This is a genomic window from Sinorhizobium psoraleae (assembly GCF_013283645.1).
Lineage (GTDB): Bacteria > Pseudomonadota > Alphaproteobacteria > Rhizobiales > Rhizobiaceae > Sinorhizobium > Sinorhizobium psoraleae.
The window spans coordinates 581,202-594,624 of the sequence record NZ_JABEKV010000001.1 but is presented as its reverse complement, the minus strand read 5'-3'; the positions used below and the strand labels follow the sequence as shown (position 1 = coordinate 594,624).

11 protein-coding genes are annotated in these 13,423 nt (G+C 62.1%); all 11 read left to right on the top strand.

What is annotated here, in order from left to right:
- Positions 1 to 96: 96 nt before the first annotated feature.
- The 11 genes from ILFOPFJJ_RS02685 to mnhG all read left to right on the top strand — a co-directional run bounded on the left by ILFOPFJJ_RS02685 (position 97) and on the right by mnhG (position 13,421).
- Positions 97 to 375 carry an FAD-dependent oxidoreductase gene (locus ILFOPFJJ_RS02685; RefSeq protein ID WP_173509028.1) on the top strand — a complete coding sequence of 93 codons (279 nt, stop codon included), beginning with the start codon at positions 97 to 99 and terminating at the stop codon, positions 373 to 375.
- 54 nt (positions 376 to 429) lie between these two features.
- Positions 430 to 1,383, top strand: a complete 954-nt coding sequence (locus tag ILFOPFJJ_RS02680) for a nucleoside hydrolase (RefSeq protein ID WP_173509027.1) — start codon at positions 430 to 432, stop codon at positions 1,381 to 1,383.
- A 182-nt stretch (positions 1,384 to 1,565) separates the two neighbouring features.
- Complete coding sequence (locus ILFOPFJJ_RS02675) at positions 1,566 to 2,576, top strand: ligase-associated DNA damage response exonuclease (RefSeq protein WP_173509026.1); 1,011 nt, start codon at positions 1,566 to 1,568, stop codon at positions 2,574 to 2,576.
- 5 nt (positions 2,577 to 2,581) lie between these two features.
- Positions 2,582 to 4,201, top strand: a complete 1,620-nt coding sequence (locus ILFOPFJJ_RS02670; protein WP_173509025.1) for a cisplatin damage response ATP-dependent DNA ligase — start codon at positions 2,582 to 2,584, stop codon at positions 4,199 to 4,201.
- 105 nt (positions 4,202 to 4,306) lie between these two features.
- Positions 4,307 to 6,997, top strand: coding sequence for a bifunctional diguanylate cyclase/phosphodiesterase (locus ILFOPFJJ_RS02665; RefSeq protein ID WP_173509024.1), 2,691 nt, complete (start codon positions 4,307 to 4,309; stop codon positions 6,995 to 6,997).
- A gap of 411 nt (positions 6,998 to 7,408) precedes the next feature.
- A complete protein-coding gene (locus ILFOPFJJ_RS02660) occupies positions 7,409 to 10,336 on the top strand; it encodes a monovalent cation/H+ antiporter subunit A (protein WP_312032687.1) in 2,928 nt (975 codons plus the stop codon).
- The gene (locus tag ILFOPFJJ_RS02655) at positions 10,336 to 10,683 is read left to right on the top strand and encodes a Na+/H+ antiporter subunit C (RefSeq protein WP_173509022.1); all 348 of its coding nucleotides are present in this window, start codon (positions 10,336 to 10,338) and stop codon (positions 10,681 to 10,683) included. The genes ILFOPFJJ_RS02660 and ILFOPFJJ_RS02655 overlap by 1 nt, the downstream gene beginning before the upstream one ends.
- Complete coding sequence (locus ILFOPFJJ_RS02650; RefSeq protein WP_173509021.1) at positions 10,676 to 12,292, top strand: monovalent cation/H+ antiporter subunit D; 1,617 nt, start codon at positions 10,676 to 10,678, stop codon at positions 12,290 to 12,292. Before ILFOPFJJ_RS02655 ends, ILFOPFJJ_RS02650 begins: the two co-directional genes overlap by 8 nt.
- The gene (locus ILFOPFJJ_RS02645; RefSeq protein WP_173509020.1) at positions 12,293 to 12,778 is read left to right on the top strand and encodes a Na+/H+ antiporter subunit E; all 486 of its coding nucleotides are present in this window, start codon (positions 12,293 to 12,295) and stop codon (positions 12,776 to 12,778) included.
- Positions 12,775 to 13,056 (top strand): K+/H+ antiporter subunit F, encoded by a 282-nt coding sequence (locus ILFOPFJJ_RS02640; RefSeq protein ID WP_173509019.1) that lies wholly within the window; start codon positions 12,775 to 12,777, stop codon positions 13,054 to 13,056. Before ILFOPFJJ_RS02645 ends, ILFOPFJJ_RS02640 begins: the two co-directional genes overlap by 4 nt.
- Positions 13,053 to 13,421 (top strand): monovalent cation/H(+) antiporter subunit G, encoded by a 369-nt coding sequence (gene mnhG / locus ILFOPFJJ_RS02635; RefSeq protein ID WP_173509018.1) that lies wholly within the window; start codon positions 13,053 to 13,055, stop codon positions 13,419 to 13,421. The genes ILFOPFJJ_RS02640 and mnhG overlap by 4 nt, the downstream gene beginning before the upstream one ends.
- The last annotated feature ends 2 nt before the right edge of the window (positions 13,422 to 13,423 follow it).

Below are 13,423 nucleotides of genomic sequence, written 5' to 3'. Positions count from 1 at the left end.
CGTTCATCGCGCGTGTTCGCGTGCAGGCCTTGCTCTTGCGCCGGGCTCAACTAAAAGGAATGCCGCAAATTCTTCGTTTGAGGGAACCGGCGTGTCATGGCGAGTATCGGGATAGTTGGATCAGGCATCATCGGTTGTGCGTCGGCAGCTCATCTCATCGCCGAGTGTCACGAGACGACCGTTTTCGAGAAAGATATCAGCGGTTTGCCTGCCTCGGTCGGCAATGCCGGTAATCTGGTTGTCCCGGAAATCGATCCGCTCGCCCGTCCCGACATGCTCTTCGCCGCACCGAAATGGATTATGGACGTCGCAGATCCTCTCACGACCGGCGAGAACGCCGAACTCGCTCCTTTCAGCGTTCGCCGCTTTCAATAGCGTCGCCCTTCTCGCCTTCCTCATCCCACTTAGAGAAAAAGAAAAGAAGAACACATGCACAAGGTTATTTTCGATACGGACCCGGGCGTCGACGACGCGATGGCGCTTCTCTTCCTGCACCGGCACCCGGACATCGATCTCATCGGCATCACCTCCGTTTTTGGCAATGCCTCGGTCGAGACGACAACGCGCAACGCCCTCTTCTTGAAGAAGGCGTGGAACATCGCGGCACCGGTCGCCAAGGGGCTTGGCGAGACCTTCGATCACGGCCGCCCCCATGTCGGCTGGCCGACGGGCATTCATGGCGAAGATGGGCTCGGCAATATCGACGTACCGGAAAAGATCGACGTGCCGCTTGATCCCCGTCCGGCGCATCGGTTCATCATCGACACGGTGCGCGCCAATCCCGGCGAGGTAACGCTCATCGCCGTTGGCCGCATGACCAATCTGGCGCTGGCGCTGCGCGACGATCCCGACATTGCCGGGTTGGTCAAGGACGTCGTGATCATGGGCGGTGCGTTCGACGTTCCCGGCAACATCACGCCGGCAGCAGAAGCCAATATCCATGGAGACCCGGAAGCGGCCGATGCGGTGATGACGGCGCCGTGGCCCGTGACCGTCATCGGTCTCGATGTGACCACGCGCACGGTAATGACGCGGGCCATGCTGGTCGATATCGCCGAGCGTGGCGCCGCGCCGGCAAGGCTCCTGTCCGACATCTCGCAGTTCTACATCACCTTTTACGAGCAGCATGTCGACGACGGCATGATCGTCCATGACAGCTGCGCCTGCGCCTATGTCGTCGCGCCGGACCTGTTCCGTACCCGCAGCGGCTCGGTACGCGTCATCTGCGGTGGCATCGCCGACGGTCAGACGATCCAGAAACCGGACGCGCGGCTGTTTCCGCCGAGCCCCTGGGACGGCCTTCCAAGCCAGAAGGTCTGCACCGGCATAGATGCCGAGGGGGTGCTGAAGCTTATCGCCGACACGCTGTCGTTGAACAGCTAAGGCACGACTTACCGCGTGATTCCTTAAAATCGGACTCGATTTAAGGACAAAATCATGCGGCAATTCAAACTGCTACAGCGAACTTAGCGCGTCCGATTGGACGCGCGGCGCTGTAGACGCGGACGGCGAAAATCTTGTCCGCATAGCTGGCAGGGGCGCATCTGCCAGCTATCTTAGTCTGCATGAGACCGGACAACCTGCTTTATCCCGCCCCCAAGGGCCTCTACTGCGAACGCGGCGACTTCTACATCGACCCGATACAGCCGGTCGAACGGGCGCTCATCACGCATGGGCACGCCGATCACGCCCGCGCAGGCCACGGCCATGTGCTGGCAACGCGCGAGACGCTGGATATCATGCGTATTCGCTACGGTGACGGCTTTTGCGGTGCTACCCAGATCGCTCCGCTCGGCGAGAAAATCGCCGTCAATGGCGTTGAGGTCCGTTTTCATCCGGCCGGTCATGTGCTCGGTTCAGCGCAGATCGCCGTCGAGGCGGAAGGAACGCGGATCGTCGTCTCGGGCGACTACAAGCGACGGCCGGATCGGACCTGCCGGCCCTTCGAGCCCGTCCATTGCGACGTCTTCATCACCGAGGCAACCTTCGGCCTTCCGGTCTTTCATCATCCGGACGATGGCGCCGAGATCGCCCGGCTGCTGATGTCGCTAAGGCAGTTTCCCGAGCGCGCCCACGTGGTCGGCGCTTATGCGCTCGGCAAGGCGCAAAGGGTCATCGCCCTTCTTCGCCAGCAGGGGTACGACGAGCCCATCCACATCCATGGGGCGCTTGCGAAACTCTGCGAATACTATCAGGGCGAGGGCATCGATCTCGGCGAGATCCGCCACGCAACCCTTGCTGGCGAGAGCCGGCAGGATTTCGCCGGCAACATCATCATCGGCCCCCCGTCCGCCTTCGCCGACCGCTGGGCGCGGCGCTTCGCCGATCCGCTCGCCGTCTTCGCCTCCGGCTGGATGCTCATCCGCCAACGTGCCAAGCAACGCGGCGTCGAACTGCCGCTCGTCATATCCGATCACTGCGACTGGGCCGAATTGACCGCGACGATCAGGGAAATCGCACCGGCCGAAGTCTGGGTGACGCACGGCCGCGAGGAAGCCCTGGTACGGTGGTGTGAATTGCAGGGCATCCCGGCGCGTCCCCTTCACCTCGTCGGATACGACGACGAGGGAGAGTGAGAACCATGAAGGCCTTCGCCGAACTGCTCGACCGGCTGGTTCTCACGCCGCAGCGAAATGCCAAGATCCGGTTGCTTGCGGATTATTTCCGCGAAGCCGGCGATCCGAGCCGCGGTTATGCGCTTGCCGCGATCGCCGGCACGCTGACCCTTAATACCGTCAAGCCGCAACTGATCCGCGACCTGCTGCTGGAGCGCATGGACGAGGTGCTGTTTCGCTACTCCTACGACTATGTCGGGGATCTCGCGGAGACGGTTTCACTGGTGTGGGAGCCTCCACAGGAGCGCGTCACAGCGGACGTTCCGCTCGGAGACGTCGTTGAGCGGCTGCAGTTGGCGGGCCGATCCGAGGTGCGCTCGCTCGTCCGCGACATGCTGGATCAACTCGACACGTCGGGCCGTTTCGCCTTCCTGAAGCTCGTGACCGGAGGGTTGAGAATCGGCGTTTCCGCGCGACTGGCGAAACAGGCGCTGGCGGAAATGGGCGGCAAGGATGTCGCCCAAATAGAAACGCTCTGGCATGGACTGACCCCGCCTTACCTGCCGCTTTTTCTCTGGCTCAGCGGCGAAGCGGACATGCCCGTCCTGACAACGCCGGCGGTCTTTCATGCCGTCATGCTCGCGACCCCGGTCGGCGAAGGCGATCTCAAAGGACTGGATCCGGCCGATTTCGCCGCCGAGTGGAAATGGGACGGCATCCGCGTTCAACTAGCGAATATCGGCGGGATGCGACGGCTCTATTCACGCAGCGGCGACGAGATTTCCGGCGCCTTTCCGGAGATCCTGGACGCGGCGGACTTCACCGGCGTGATCGACGGCGAACTGCTGGTCGGCGGGACGACCCGCAGCAACCGGGCAACGGGCACCTTCGCGGACCTGCAGCAACGCCTGAACCGCAAGACCGTCAATCGCAAGATGCTTGAGGACTATCCCGCCTTCATCCGCGGGTACGATATCCTCTTTTCGGGCGAACGCGACATTCGGGCCGAACCATTCCAGGCGCGCCGCCGGGCGCTCAGTGCCCTGATCGATACCGCCTCGCCGCAGCATTTCGACCTGTCGCCGCTCGTCCCCTTCTCGACGTGGGAGGAACTGGACCGGCTTCGCTCGAACCCGCCGGATCCGGTAATCGAAGGTGTCATGCTGAAGCGGCTGGACTCCGCTTATGTTGCCGGCCGGGCCAAGGGACCTTGGTTCAAATGGAAACGGGAGCCCTTCAATATCGACGCCGTGCTGATGTACGCGCAGCGCGGCCACGGTAAACGATCGAGCTATTATTCCGACTTCACCTTCGGCGTCTGGACCGAAAGCGAGGGGCAAACAGTTTTGGTCCCGGTCGGCAAAGCCTATTTTGGCTTCACCGATGCAGAACTCGAAATTCTCGACCGCTTCGTCCGCGACAACACGGTCGAGCGCTTCGGTCCGGTGCGTGCGGTCCGCGCCGAGCCGGACGCCGGCTTTGTGGTCGAGGTCGCTTTCGAGGGCTTGAACCGTTCCAGCCGCCACAAGTCGGGCGTGGCGATGCGTTTTCCGCGCATTGCCCGCCTCAGGACGGACAAACTGCCGCGCGACGCCGACAGGCTCGAAACATTGCAGGCGATGATCGAGACGAAGGCTCCCCGCTGAAGATCGACGAACTACCGCGAAACGCAAGGTCCGCCAGAATCAGTCGGTGCAAGGCAAGAATTATTAAGAAGAATTTGTAATCATTTCGCGATTTCTTCGCTGCATATGCCGTTCTGGGGTGATCTTGTGTCAGATAAACGTGCCGTTAACCTTAGAGAATCCAGATTCTCCCGGGTTTTGACGCCGAGCTATCTTCCGACAATTATCGCGACATTTGTCGTCGTGATTGCAGGATTCCTCGCCGACAACCAGAACCAGGTCATCTCCGAAGCACGCGTGCGCGCGCTGGTGGCCGATGAGCTCAGCCCGATACGATCGAGGATCGAGTCCAGCATCAACGGCAATGTCCAGCTTGTCCGTGGCCTGATCGGAACGATCGCCACCGAGCCCGGGATGCGGCAAGAGCGCTTCAGCGAGCTTGCTCGCAGCATCTTCACCGAACGAACACAGCTTCGCAACATTGCCGCGGCTCCGGATCTGGTCGTGTCGATGGTCTATCCGACCACCGGCAATGAAAGGGTCATCGGCCTCGACTACCGCAAGAATGAAAGTCAGCGTGCGGCCGTGGTGCGTATGAAGGAAACCGGGAGGATGGTCCTGGCAGGACCAGTCGAGCTCGTTCAGGGCGGCAAGGGCCTGATCGGCCGGTTTCCGGTGTCGACCAATCTTGCCACCGGCAGAAGTCACTTCTGGGGCGTCGTTTCGGCTGTAATCGATGTCGATCGCCTGTATCGCGACAGCGGTCTCGTCTCTCCTACGCTCAGCATTGACATAGCGATAGCCGGCCAAGATGGCCTGGGACGCGAGGGCGCGGTCTTCTTCGGCGACCCCGCCATCTTCAGCCGGACCCCGGTAGAGATGAGCGTATCCCTGCCCGGCGGTTCATGGCGCATCGCCGCAACCCCGAAAGGCGGCTGGCCGACCACCCCGCCCAACGCCTGGCAGATCCGTCTGCTTATCGCGGTCGGCGGATTGATGATCGTCGTCCCCATGCTCATCACCGGCCGGCTCATGGCCGAGCGCCAGAGGAACATTCGCGCCCTGAAACAAAGCAAGGATCAGCTTCAGGAACTCTCCCATCGGCTGAAGATCGCGCTCGACACCTCCGAGATCGGCATCTGGGAACTCGATATCGAGAGCGGCAAGTTGCTGTGGGATAGCCGGATGAAGGAGCTCTACGGCATCGGGAAATCGATGCGCGAGATCTACGACGACTGGAAAAATACGCTGCACCCGGACGACCTTGCACGTGCCGAGGAAGAGTTTTCCGAGGCGCTTGCGAGCGGCGGCGCATACAATTCCGAATTCCGCATTTGCCTCGCTGACGGCGAGGTCCGCCATATCCGTGCGATCGGCTCGACTTACGCCGGCGCAGACGGGCGCCGGAAAATCGTCGGCGTCAACTGGGACGTAACGGCCGATTTCGAAACGAGGGCCACGCTTTCCGAGGCCAAGCGGCTCGCCGAGGCCCACAGCGCCGAACTGGAAGCGGCGCGCCATCGCATGGAATTTAACGCACTGCACGATCCGCTCACCGGTTTGCCGAACCGTCGCTTCCTCGACCAGATCCTCGCCGACCGCAGCCGGCATTTCGACGAACGAGCAAAGCTCAGCATCTTTCACATGGACCTCGATCGCTTCAAGCAGATCAACGACACGCTCGGCCATGCGGCCGGCGACGAGATCCTGAGGCACGCGGCGGAACTCCTGCGCCGGAATGCGCGCGAGGATGACTTTGTCGCCCGCATCGGCGGCGATGAATTCGTGATCATCCGGCAGAGCCATGGCCAGGACGAGGACACCGCGCTGGCGTCGCGTGTCATCGAGGCGATGAGCGTGCCGATCCGCTACAAGGATCAGGAATGCCGCATCGGCGTCAGCATCGGCATTGCCGCCCAGTTCCAGTCGGGCGACGAGCTCTCGCAGACACTGGTGAACGCCGACATTGCGCTTTACGAGGCCAAGCGCCGCGGACGCAACAGGCACGAAACCTTCACCGGCGCGCTCAAGACGGCGGTGTTCAAGACGAAGCAGACCGCCGACGAAATTCTTCGCGGTCTCGAGCAGAACGAATTCATCGCATATTTTCAGCCGCAATTCTGCCCGACATCCCTCGACGTCATCGGCGTCGAAGCGCTGGCGCGGTGGGACCACCCGACCAAAGGACTGCTCGGCCCGCACGCATTTCTCAAGACGGCGGAAGATATCAATGTGGTCGCGGCGATCGACCAGAAGATCCTGGAACAGGCGCTGTTTCAGATCTGGCGGTGGGAAGCGAACGGCATCCGCATCCCGAAAGTTTCGGTCAATCTCTCCTATCCGCGGCTGCGCGACGACGGCTTGATCGAGCGCCTTAAGCAGATGCGGATACCGGAAGGGCGTTTTTCCTTCGAACTGCTCGAATCGATCTCCTTCGATGAAAACGACGTAACGGTGCTTTCGAATATCGAGCGCATCAAGGAACTCGGGATCGATATCGAGATCGACGATTTCGGTACCGGCTACGCCTCGATCCTCAGTCTGACGAAGCTGACGCCGCGCCGGCTGAAGATCGATCGCCAGTTGATCCTGCCTATCCTCACCTCGCCGGCGCAGCGGCGGCTCGTCGAATCGATCATCGACATCGGCACGTCGCTCGGTATCGAGGTGATCGCCGAGGGCGTCGAGACCCTGGAACATGCCCGCATTCTCAAGGAGCTCGGCTGCCATGGGCTGCAGGGCTACGCCTTCGCCCGTCCGATGAACGCCAACGATCTCGCCACCTTCGTTTTCGAACGCCGTTGGCACGCCGCCTAATGCATGGTTCCTTAAATCGGAATCGATTTAAGGACAAAAATCATGCAGCAATTCAAAGTGCTACAGCGACCTTCGCGCGTCCGATCGGACACGCGGCGCTGTAGAACGGGATGAGGAAAGTGTGCGCGGTTTTCGACCCCATCCCGCTCTACCTTATGGGATCGATCACGTTCGTTATCTTGGGTCGATTCGACCCAAGACAATCGTGATCTAGACACTCGAAAAACGACACCGGATCGGCGTGTTTTTCTTCCCGGACGACTTGGCAGTCGGCTGGAAAAAAGTCATAAAAACACATGCCCTTGCCGCTTCGCGGATGATCCGGGCATTGTTTGCGATGGTCGCTTTTGAGCGACGCTCTCGGGACCTCAGATCCCACTCTCCAACATACCCAAAGAGGGGAACGGAACGATCGAATACGCGGGGAAATTGCTGCCTGTCTTCATTCTCGCCCCCTTTGCGGGAAGCCTCATCGCAATCTTCTTTCCGTCCGATCAACGCGGTGCGACGGCCTGGTTCGCAGGGGCGATCGCTCTTGTCTGTTTTCTGGCGACCGCAGGCCTTTATCCCTTCGTCGCGTCCGGCGGCGTGTTGCGTTATGAACTCGACTGGATCCCCGAACTCGGGCTCAACTTCACCCTGCGGATGGACGGTTTCGCCTGGCTGTTTTCGGCGCTGATCACGGCGATCGGCGTCCTCGTCGTTCTCTACGCGCGCTACTACATGGCTGCCGAAGACCCGGTCCCGCGCTTCTTCGCGCTGTTCCTTGCCTTCATGGGATCGATGCTCGGCATCGTGCTCTCCGGCAACCTGATCCTGCTTGCGGTTTTCTGGGAACTGACGAGCATCGTTTCCTTCCTGCTGATCGGCTATTGGCATCACAATGCCCATGCCCGCGACGGCGCGCGCATAGCGCTGACAATGACCGCCATGGGCGGGCTTTGCATGCTGGTCGGATTGCTGATCATGGGCCGGATCGTCGGGAGCTACGATCTCGATGTGGTGCTCGCCTCCGGCGACGCCATCCGCGAGCACCCACTTTACTTGACCGTCCTCATCCTGCTGCTGCTTGGCGCACTCACGAAAAGCGCTCAGTTCCCGTTTCATTTCTGGCTGCCCCACGCGATGGCTGCGCCGACGCCGGTCTCGGCCTACCTGCATTCGGCGACCATGGTGAAGGCCGGTGTTTTCCTGCTTGTGCGGCTCTGGCCGGTGATGGCCGGAACCGAGGCCTGGTTCTGGATCGTCGGTCTCGCCGGTCTCACGACCCTCTTGCTCGGCGCCTATTTCGCGATCTTCCAGCAGGATCTGAAAGGGCTTCTCGCCTATTCGACAATCAGCCATCTCGGGCTCATCACCGTGCTCTTGAGCCTCGGCAGCCCCCTGGCGGCTGTCGCCGCAGTCTTCCACATCGTCAATCACGCCACCTTCAAGGCCTCGCTGTTCATGGCCGCCGGTATCATCGACCACGAAACCGGCACGCGCGACATGCGCAAATTGAGCGGTCTCTTCCACTACATGCCGATCACCGCAACGCTGGCCATGGTGGCGAGCGCGGCCATGGCCGGCGTGCCACTGCTCAACGGCTTTCTCTCCAAGGAAATGTTCTTCGCCGAGGCGATCGAGACCCATCTCGTCAATGCACTCGACACGATGACGCCTTATGTCGCGACAATCGCGAGCATGTTTGCGGTCACCTATTCCCTGCGCTTCATTCACGGCGTCTTCTACGGTCCCATGCCCAAGGACCTGCCGAAGAAACCGCACGAGCCGCCACGTTGGATGCGCGCGCCGGTGGATTTCCTCGTGCTCGCCTGCCTCGTCGTCGGCATCATCCCCGCGCAGACGATCGGACCGTTCCTCCACACGGCCGTCGTCTCGATCCTCGGTGATCGTACACCGCAATACAGCCTTGCCGTCTGGCACGGCTGGAACATCCCGCTGATCATGAGCTTCGTGGCACTGTCGGGCGGGGTCGGCCTCTACTTCCTGATGCGCTCCTACCTTGCGACCAGCGTCGAGGGACCGCCGGTCTTCCGCCTGCTCCAGGGCCAGCGCATCTTCGAACGCGTGCTGGTGACGCTTTCGTGGAAGTGGGCCCGCTCGCTCGAGCAGAGCCTCGGTACGCGCCGCCTCCAGCCTCAGATGTGCTTCGTCGTTGTCCTCGCGCTCGCGGCGGGGGCATTTCCGCTTGTGATCGGCGGTTTCAAGCTGCCGCCTCTCCTCATACGCGGCGTCGATCCAGCCTTCGCCCTGCTCTGGGTGATCGGCATCGCCTGCGCCGTCGGATCGGCCTACCAGGCCAAGTTCCATCGTCTCGTATCGCTCGTGCTGCTCGGCGGCGCAGGGCTCGTCACCTGCATCACCTTCGTGTGGCTTTCCGCACCCGATCTGGCGGTGACCCAACTGCTCGTCGAAATCGTCACGACCGTCCTCATCCTGCTTGGATTGCGATGGCTGCCGAAGCGCATCGAGCAGCCCGAGGACACGGAAGATCTTCCGTTCCGCATCCGCCTCAGGCGCCTGCGCGACTTTCTTCTCGCAATCCTGGCCGGCGGCGGGATGACGCTCATCGCCTATACGGTCATGACGCGGCCGCTGCCCGATACCATCGCCAGCTATTTCCTTGCGCGAGCCTACACGGAAGGCGGCGGTACCAATGTCGTCAACGTCATCCTCGTCGACTTCCGCGGTTTCGACACGCTCGGCGAGATCGCTGTCCTCAGCATCGTCGCCTTGACGGTCTTTGCGCTTCTACTGCGTTTCCGTCCGCAGGCCGACAGCCTGGAAACCCCCGAACAACAGCGGGTGCAGAACGCTTTCGACGATGATCACCCGGAGCGGGCAACCGGCGACAGCATCGCCGAGTATCTCTTCGTCCCCTCCGTCATCATGCGCTGGATGTTCCCGGTCACGGGCCTACTCGCCGCCTATCTCTTCCTGCGCGGGCATGACTTGCCGGGCGGGGGCTTTGCCGCCGGCATCGCCATGTCGATCGGCTTCATCCTGCAATACATGTCGGGCGGCACCCGCTGGGTCGAGGAGCGGTTGCGCATCCACCCGCTGCGCTGGATGAGCATCGGTCTTCTGGTCGCCGTCGCGACGGGCGCGGGATCGTGGCTCTTTGGCTACCCGTTCCTCACCTCGCACGCGCAGTATGCGACCTTGCCGATCATCGGTAAATTTCCGCTGGCGAGCGCCATCCTGTTCGATCTCGGCGTCTTTTCGCTGGTCCTCGGCGCCACGGTGCTGATCCTCATTGCGCTGGCCCACCAGTCGGTTCGCGCGCCGCGCGCCCACACGAGAGCAGTCCGCGCCGAGAAAGAGGGAGTTCGGTAATGGAGCTCATTCTTTCCGCGGGGATCGGCGCACTGACGGCGTCCGGCGTCTATCTGTTGCTGAGGCCGCGTACCTACCAGGTCATCATCGGCCTCTCGCTGCTCTCCTATGCTGTCAATCTCTTCATCTTCGGCATGGGTCGGCTGCGCGTGAACGCACCGCCGGTGCTCGATCCGGGCGGCGTCGGCGACCTCGCGCGCTATACGGATCCCGTCCCGCAGGCGCTGGTGCTGACCGCAATCGTCATTGGCTTCGCCATGACGGCGCTGTTCCTCGTGGTGCTGCTCGCCTCACGCGGTTTCACCGGAACAGACCATGTCGACGGAAGGGAGCAACGCCATGACTGATTGGCTGCAACACCTTCTCATTCTGCCGATCCTGCTGCCGCTCGCCGTTGGCGCGGCGCTGATCCCGGTCGACGAGCGCAATCGCATGCTGAAGGGCCTGTTCGGTTTCGCCTCGACGCTCGCCGTTTTCATCATAGCGGTGATCCTCATGCGCATGGCCGCGAACACAGGCAGTCTCCCGGCTAGGGGCATTTATCAGCTTGGCAACTGGCCGGCCCCGTTCGGCATCGTCCTGGTACTCGACCGGTTGTCGGCGCTGATGCTCTGCCTGACGGCGGGTCTGGCGCTCGCCGCTCAGGTCTATTCAATGGCACGCTGGCACACGGCCGGGCACCACTTCCATTCGCTGTTCCAGCTTCTGCTTGCCGGTCTCAACGGGGCCTTCCTCACGGGCGATCTCTTCAATCTCTTCGTTTTCTTCGAAATGATGCTGGCGGCGTCCTATGGCCTGTTGCTGCACGGCTCCGGTCCCGTGCGCGTCAAGGCTGGGCTGCACTATATCGCAATCAATCTCGCCGCCTCTTCGCTGTTCCTCATCGGCGTCAGCCTGATCTACGGAGTGACCGGCACGCTCAACATGGCGGACCTCGCTGCCAAGCTCGCAACGCTTGCACCCGAGAACCGGCAATTCGTCGAAACCGGCGCCGCGATCCTCGGCATCGCCTTCCTCGTCAAGGCCGGCATGTGGCCGCTGAGCTTCTGGCTGCCGCCGGCCTATGCGGCCGCGACCCCGCCGGTGGCAGCGGTCTTTGCCATCCTGACCAAGGTCGGCATCTACGTCATCATTCGCCTGCATTTCCTTATTTTCGGCGCGGCAGCCGGGGCGTCCGCGGGTTTCGGGCAAGGCTGGCTCGTCGCCGGCGGCATGCTGACGATCTCCTTCGGCGCGATCGGCGTGCTTGCCTCGCAGGCGATGGGCCGGCTCGCCGGCTATTCGGTTCTCGTCTCCTCCGGAACGCTGCTTGCTGCGATCGGCCTCGGGCATGCAGGGATGCTCGCCGGCGCCCTCTTCTATCTCGTCAGCTCGACGCTGACGATCTCCGCCTTCTTTCTGCTCATCGAACTCGTCGAGCGCGGCCGCGATGCCGGCGCGGACGTTCTGGCGGTGACGATGGAAGCCTACGGCGACTTCGATGAAGATGAAGAAGAGGAGGAGGTCGGCGTCGCGATACCCGGGACGATGGCCGTTCTCGGTCTCTGCTTCTGCCTCTGTGCCGTGCTTCTTTCCGGCCTGCCGCCCTTGTCGGGCTTCGTCGCCAAGTTCGCGATCCTGCGCGGCCTCTTCGACATGCCGGGCACCGATCTGGCAACCGCCATGTCTGCCACCGACTGGACCTATGTCGTGCTTCTGATCCTGTCGGGGCTTGCCGCCATGATCGCGATGAACCGCATCGGCATCCGGACCTTCTGGGCGTCAATCGAAGGCACAGTACCGCGGGTCTTCGTCATCGAGATCACACCTGTTGTCGTCCTGCTCGCCGCCTGTATCTTCCTGAGCCTTCAGGCCGGCCCCACCATGCGTTACATGCAGGCAGCCGCCGACGATCTGCTCAACCCTTTGTTCCAGAGCGAGCGCATTCTTTCCGCGCCGAGGGCGGGAGGGCAGTAGATGCGCACCTGGTTCCCCTTTCCGCTGCTGTCGATCGCGCTGCTCCTTATGTGGCTGCTCCTGAACCAGTCGCTGGCGCCGGGCTCGATCCTCATCGGCCTCTTTCTCGGCATGGTGCTTGGCTGGGTGACGCTCAAGCTGCATCCCGCAAGATCGCGTCTTCACCGCGTCTCGCGCGCGGCGGGCTTCGCTCTGCAGGTCATTGCCGACATCATCCGCTCGAACATCGCCGTCGCTTCGATCATCCTGCGCGCGCGCCGCGTCCCCGCGAATGCCGGTTTCCTGACAGTTGGCCTCGATCTCGAAGACGAGAATGCACTCGCGCTGCTCGCCTGCATCATGACAGCCACTCCGGGAACGGCCTGGCTGGAATACGACCGCCGTCAGAAGATCCTGCTTTTCCATGTGCTCGATGTGCAGAACGAGGAGTTGTGGCGCGGGACGGTCAAGCGCTATGAGGCGGCATTGAAGGAGATATTCCAATGACTGAGCTTGCGATCACCTGGTCGGTCCTTCTTTCCCAGATCATGCTCGCTTTGGCGATGGCTTGCGCTCTCTATCGCATAGTCAGGGGGCCGCGGGCGCAGGACAGGATCCTCGCACTCGACACGCTCTACATAAACGCAATGCTGATGCTGCTCTCCTTCGGCATCCGCAGCGCGAACACGATCTATTTCGAGACCGCGCTCATCATAGCACTGATCGGCCTGGTCTCCTCAATCGCCTTCGCGAAGTTCCTCATGCGCGGCGAGGTGATCGAATGAGCCACCTGACCGACCTGCCGGCCTGGGCCGCCCTCGCCGTCTGCGGTTTGCTGCTTCTCGGCGCGGCGACGACGCTGATCGGCTCGCTCGGCCTGTTGCGCCTTTCCGATTTCTACGAGCGCCTGCACGCCCCGACGATTGCGACCAGCGGCGGCACGATCCTCATTTGTCTCGCGTCGATGCTCTGCTTTGCCGTACTGCAAAGCCGCTGGATCTTCCACGAAGTGCTGATAATCCTCTTCGTCACCGTGACGACGCCGGTGACGCTGATGCTGCTCGGCCAGGCAGCGCTCTACCGAGATCGCTTCGAGGAACGACAGGGCGTGCCGCGGAAGCCGAAGCCCGAACGCGAGAATAGCCCCTGATG

Excerpts from the sequence above, each read along its gene's own strand:
- ILFOPFJJ_RS02685 (WP_173509028.1), top strand. The coding sequence starts at position 97 with ATGGCGAGTATCGGGATAGTTGGATCAGGCATCATCGGTTGTGCGTCG.
- ILFOPFJJ_RS02680 (WP_173509027.1), top strand. The coding sequence starts at position 430 with ATGCACAAGGTTATTTTCGATACGGACCCGGGCGTCGACGACGCGATG.
- ILFOPFJJ_RS02675 (WP_173509026.1), top strand. The coding sequence starts at position 1,566 with ATGAGACCGGACAACCTGCTTTATCCCGCCCCCAAGGGCCTCTACTGC.
- ILFOPFJJ_RS02670 (WP_173509025.1), top strand. The coding sequence starts at position 2,582 with ATGAAGGCCTTCGCCGAACTGCTCGACCGGCTGGTTCTCACGCCGCAG.
- ILFOPFJJ_RS02665 (WP_173509024.1), top strand. The coding sequence starts at position 4,307 with ATGCCGTTCTGGGGTGATCTTGTGTCAGATAAACGTGCCGTTAACCTT.
- ILFOPFJJ_RS02655 (WP_173509022.1), top strand. The coding sequence starts at position 10,336 with ATGGAGCTCATTCTTTCCGCGGGGATCGGCGCACTGACGGCGTCCGGC.
- ILFOPFJJ_RS02650 (WP_173509021.1), top strand. The coding sequence starts at position 10,676 with ATGACTGATTGGCTGCAACACCTTCTCATTCTGCCGATCCTGCTGCCG.
- ILFOPFJJ_RS02645 (WP_173509020.1), top strand. The coding sequence starts at position 12,293 with ATGCGCACCTGGTTCCCCTTTCCGCTGCTGTCGATCGCGCTGCTCCTT.
- ILFOPFJJ_RS02640 (WP_173509019.1), top strand. The coding sequence starts at position 12,775 with ATGACTGAGCTTGCGATCACCTGGTCGGTCCTTCTTTCCCAGATCATG.
- mnhG (WP_173509018.1), top strand. The coding sequence starts at position 13,053 with ATGAGCCACCTGACCGACCTGCCGGCCTGGGCCGCCCTCGCCGTCTGC.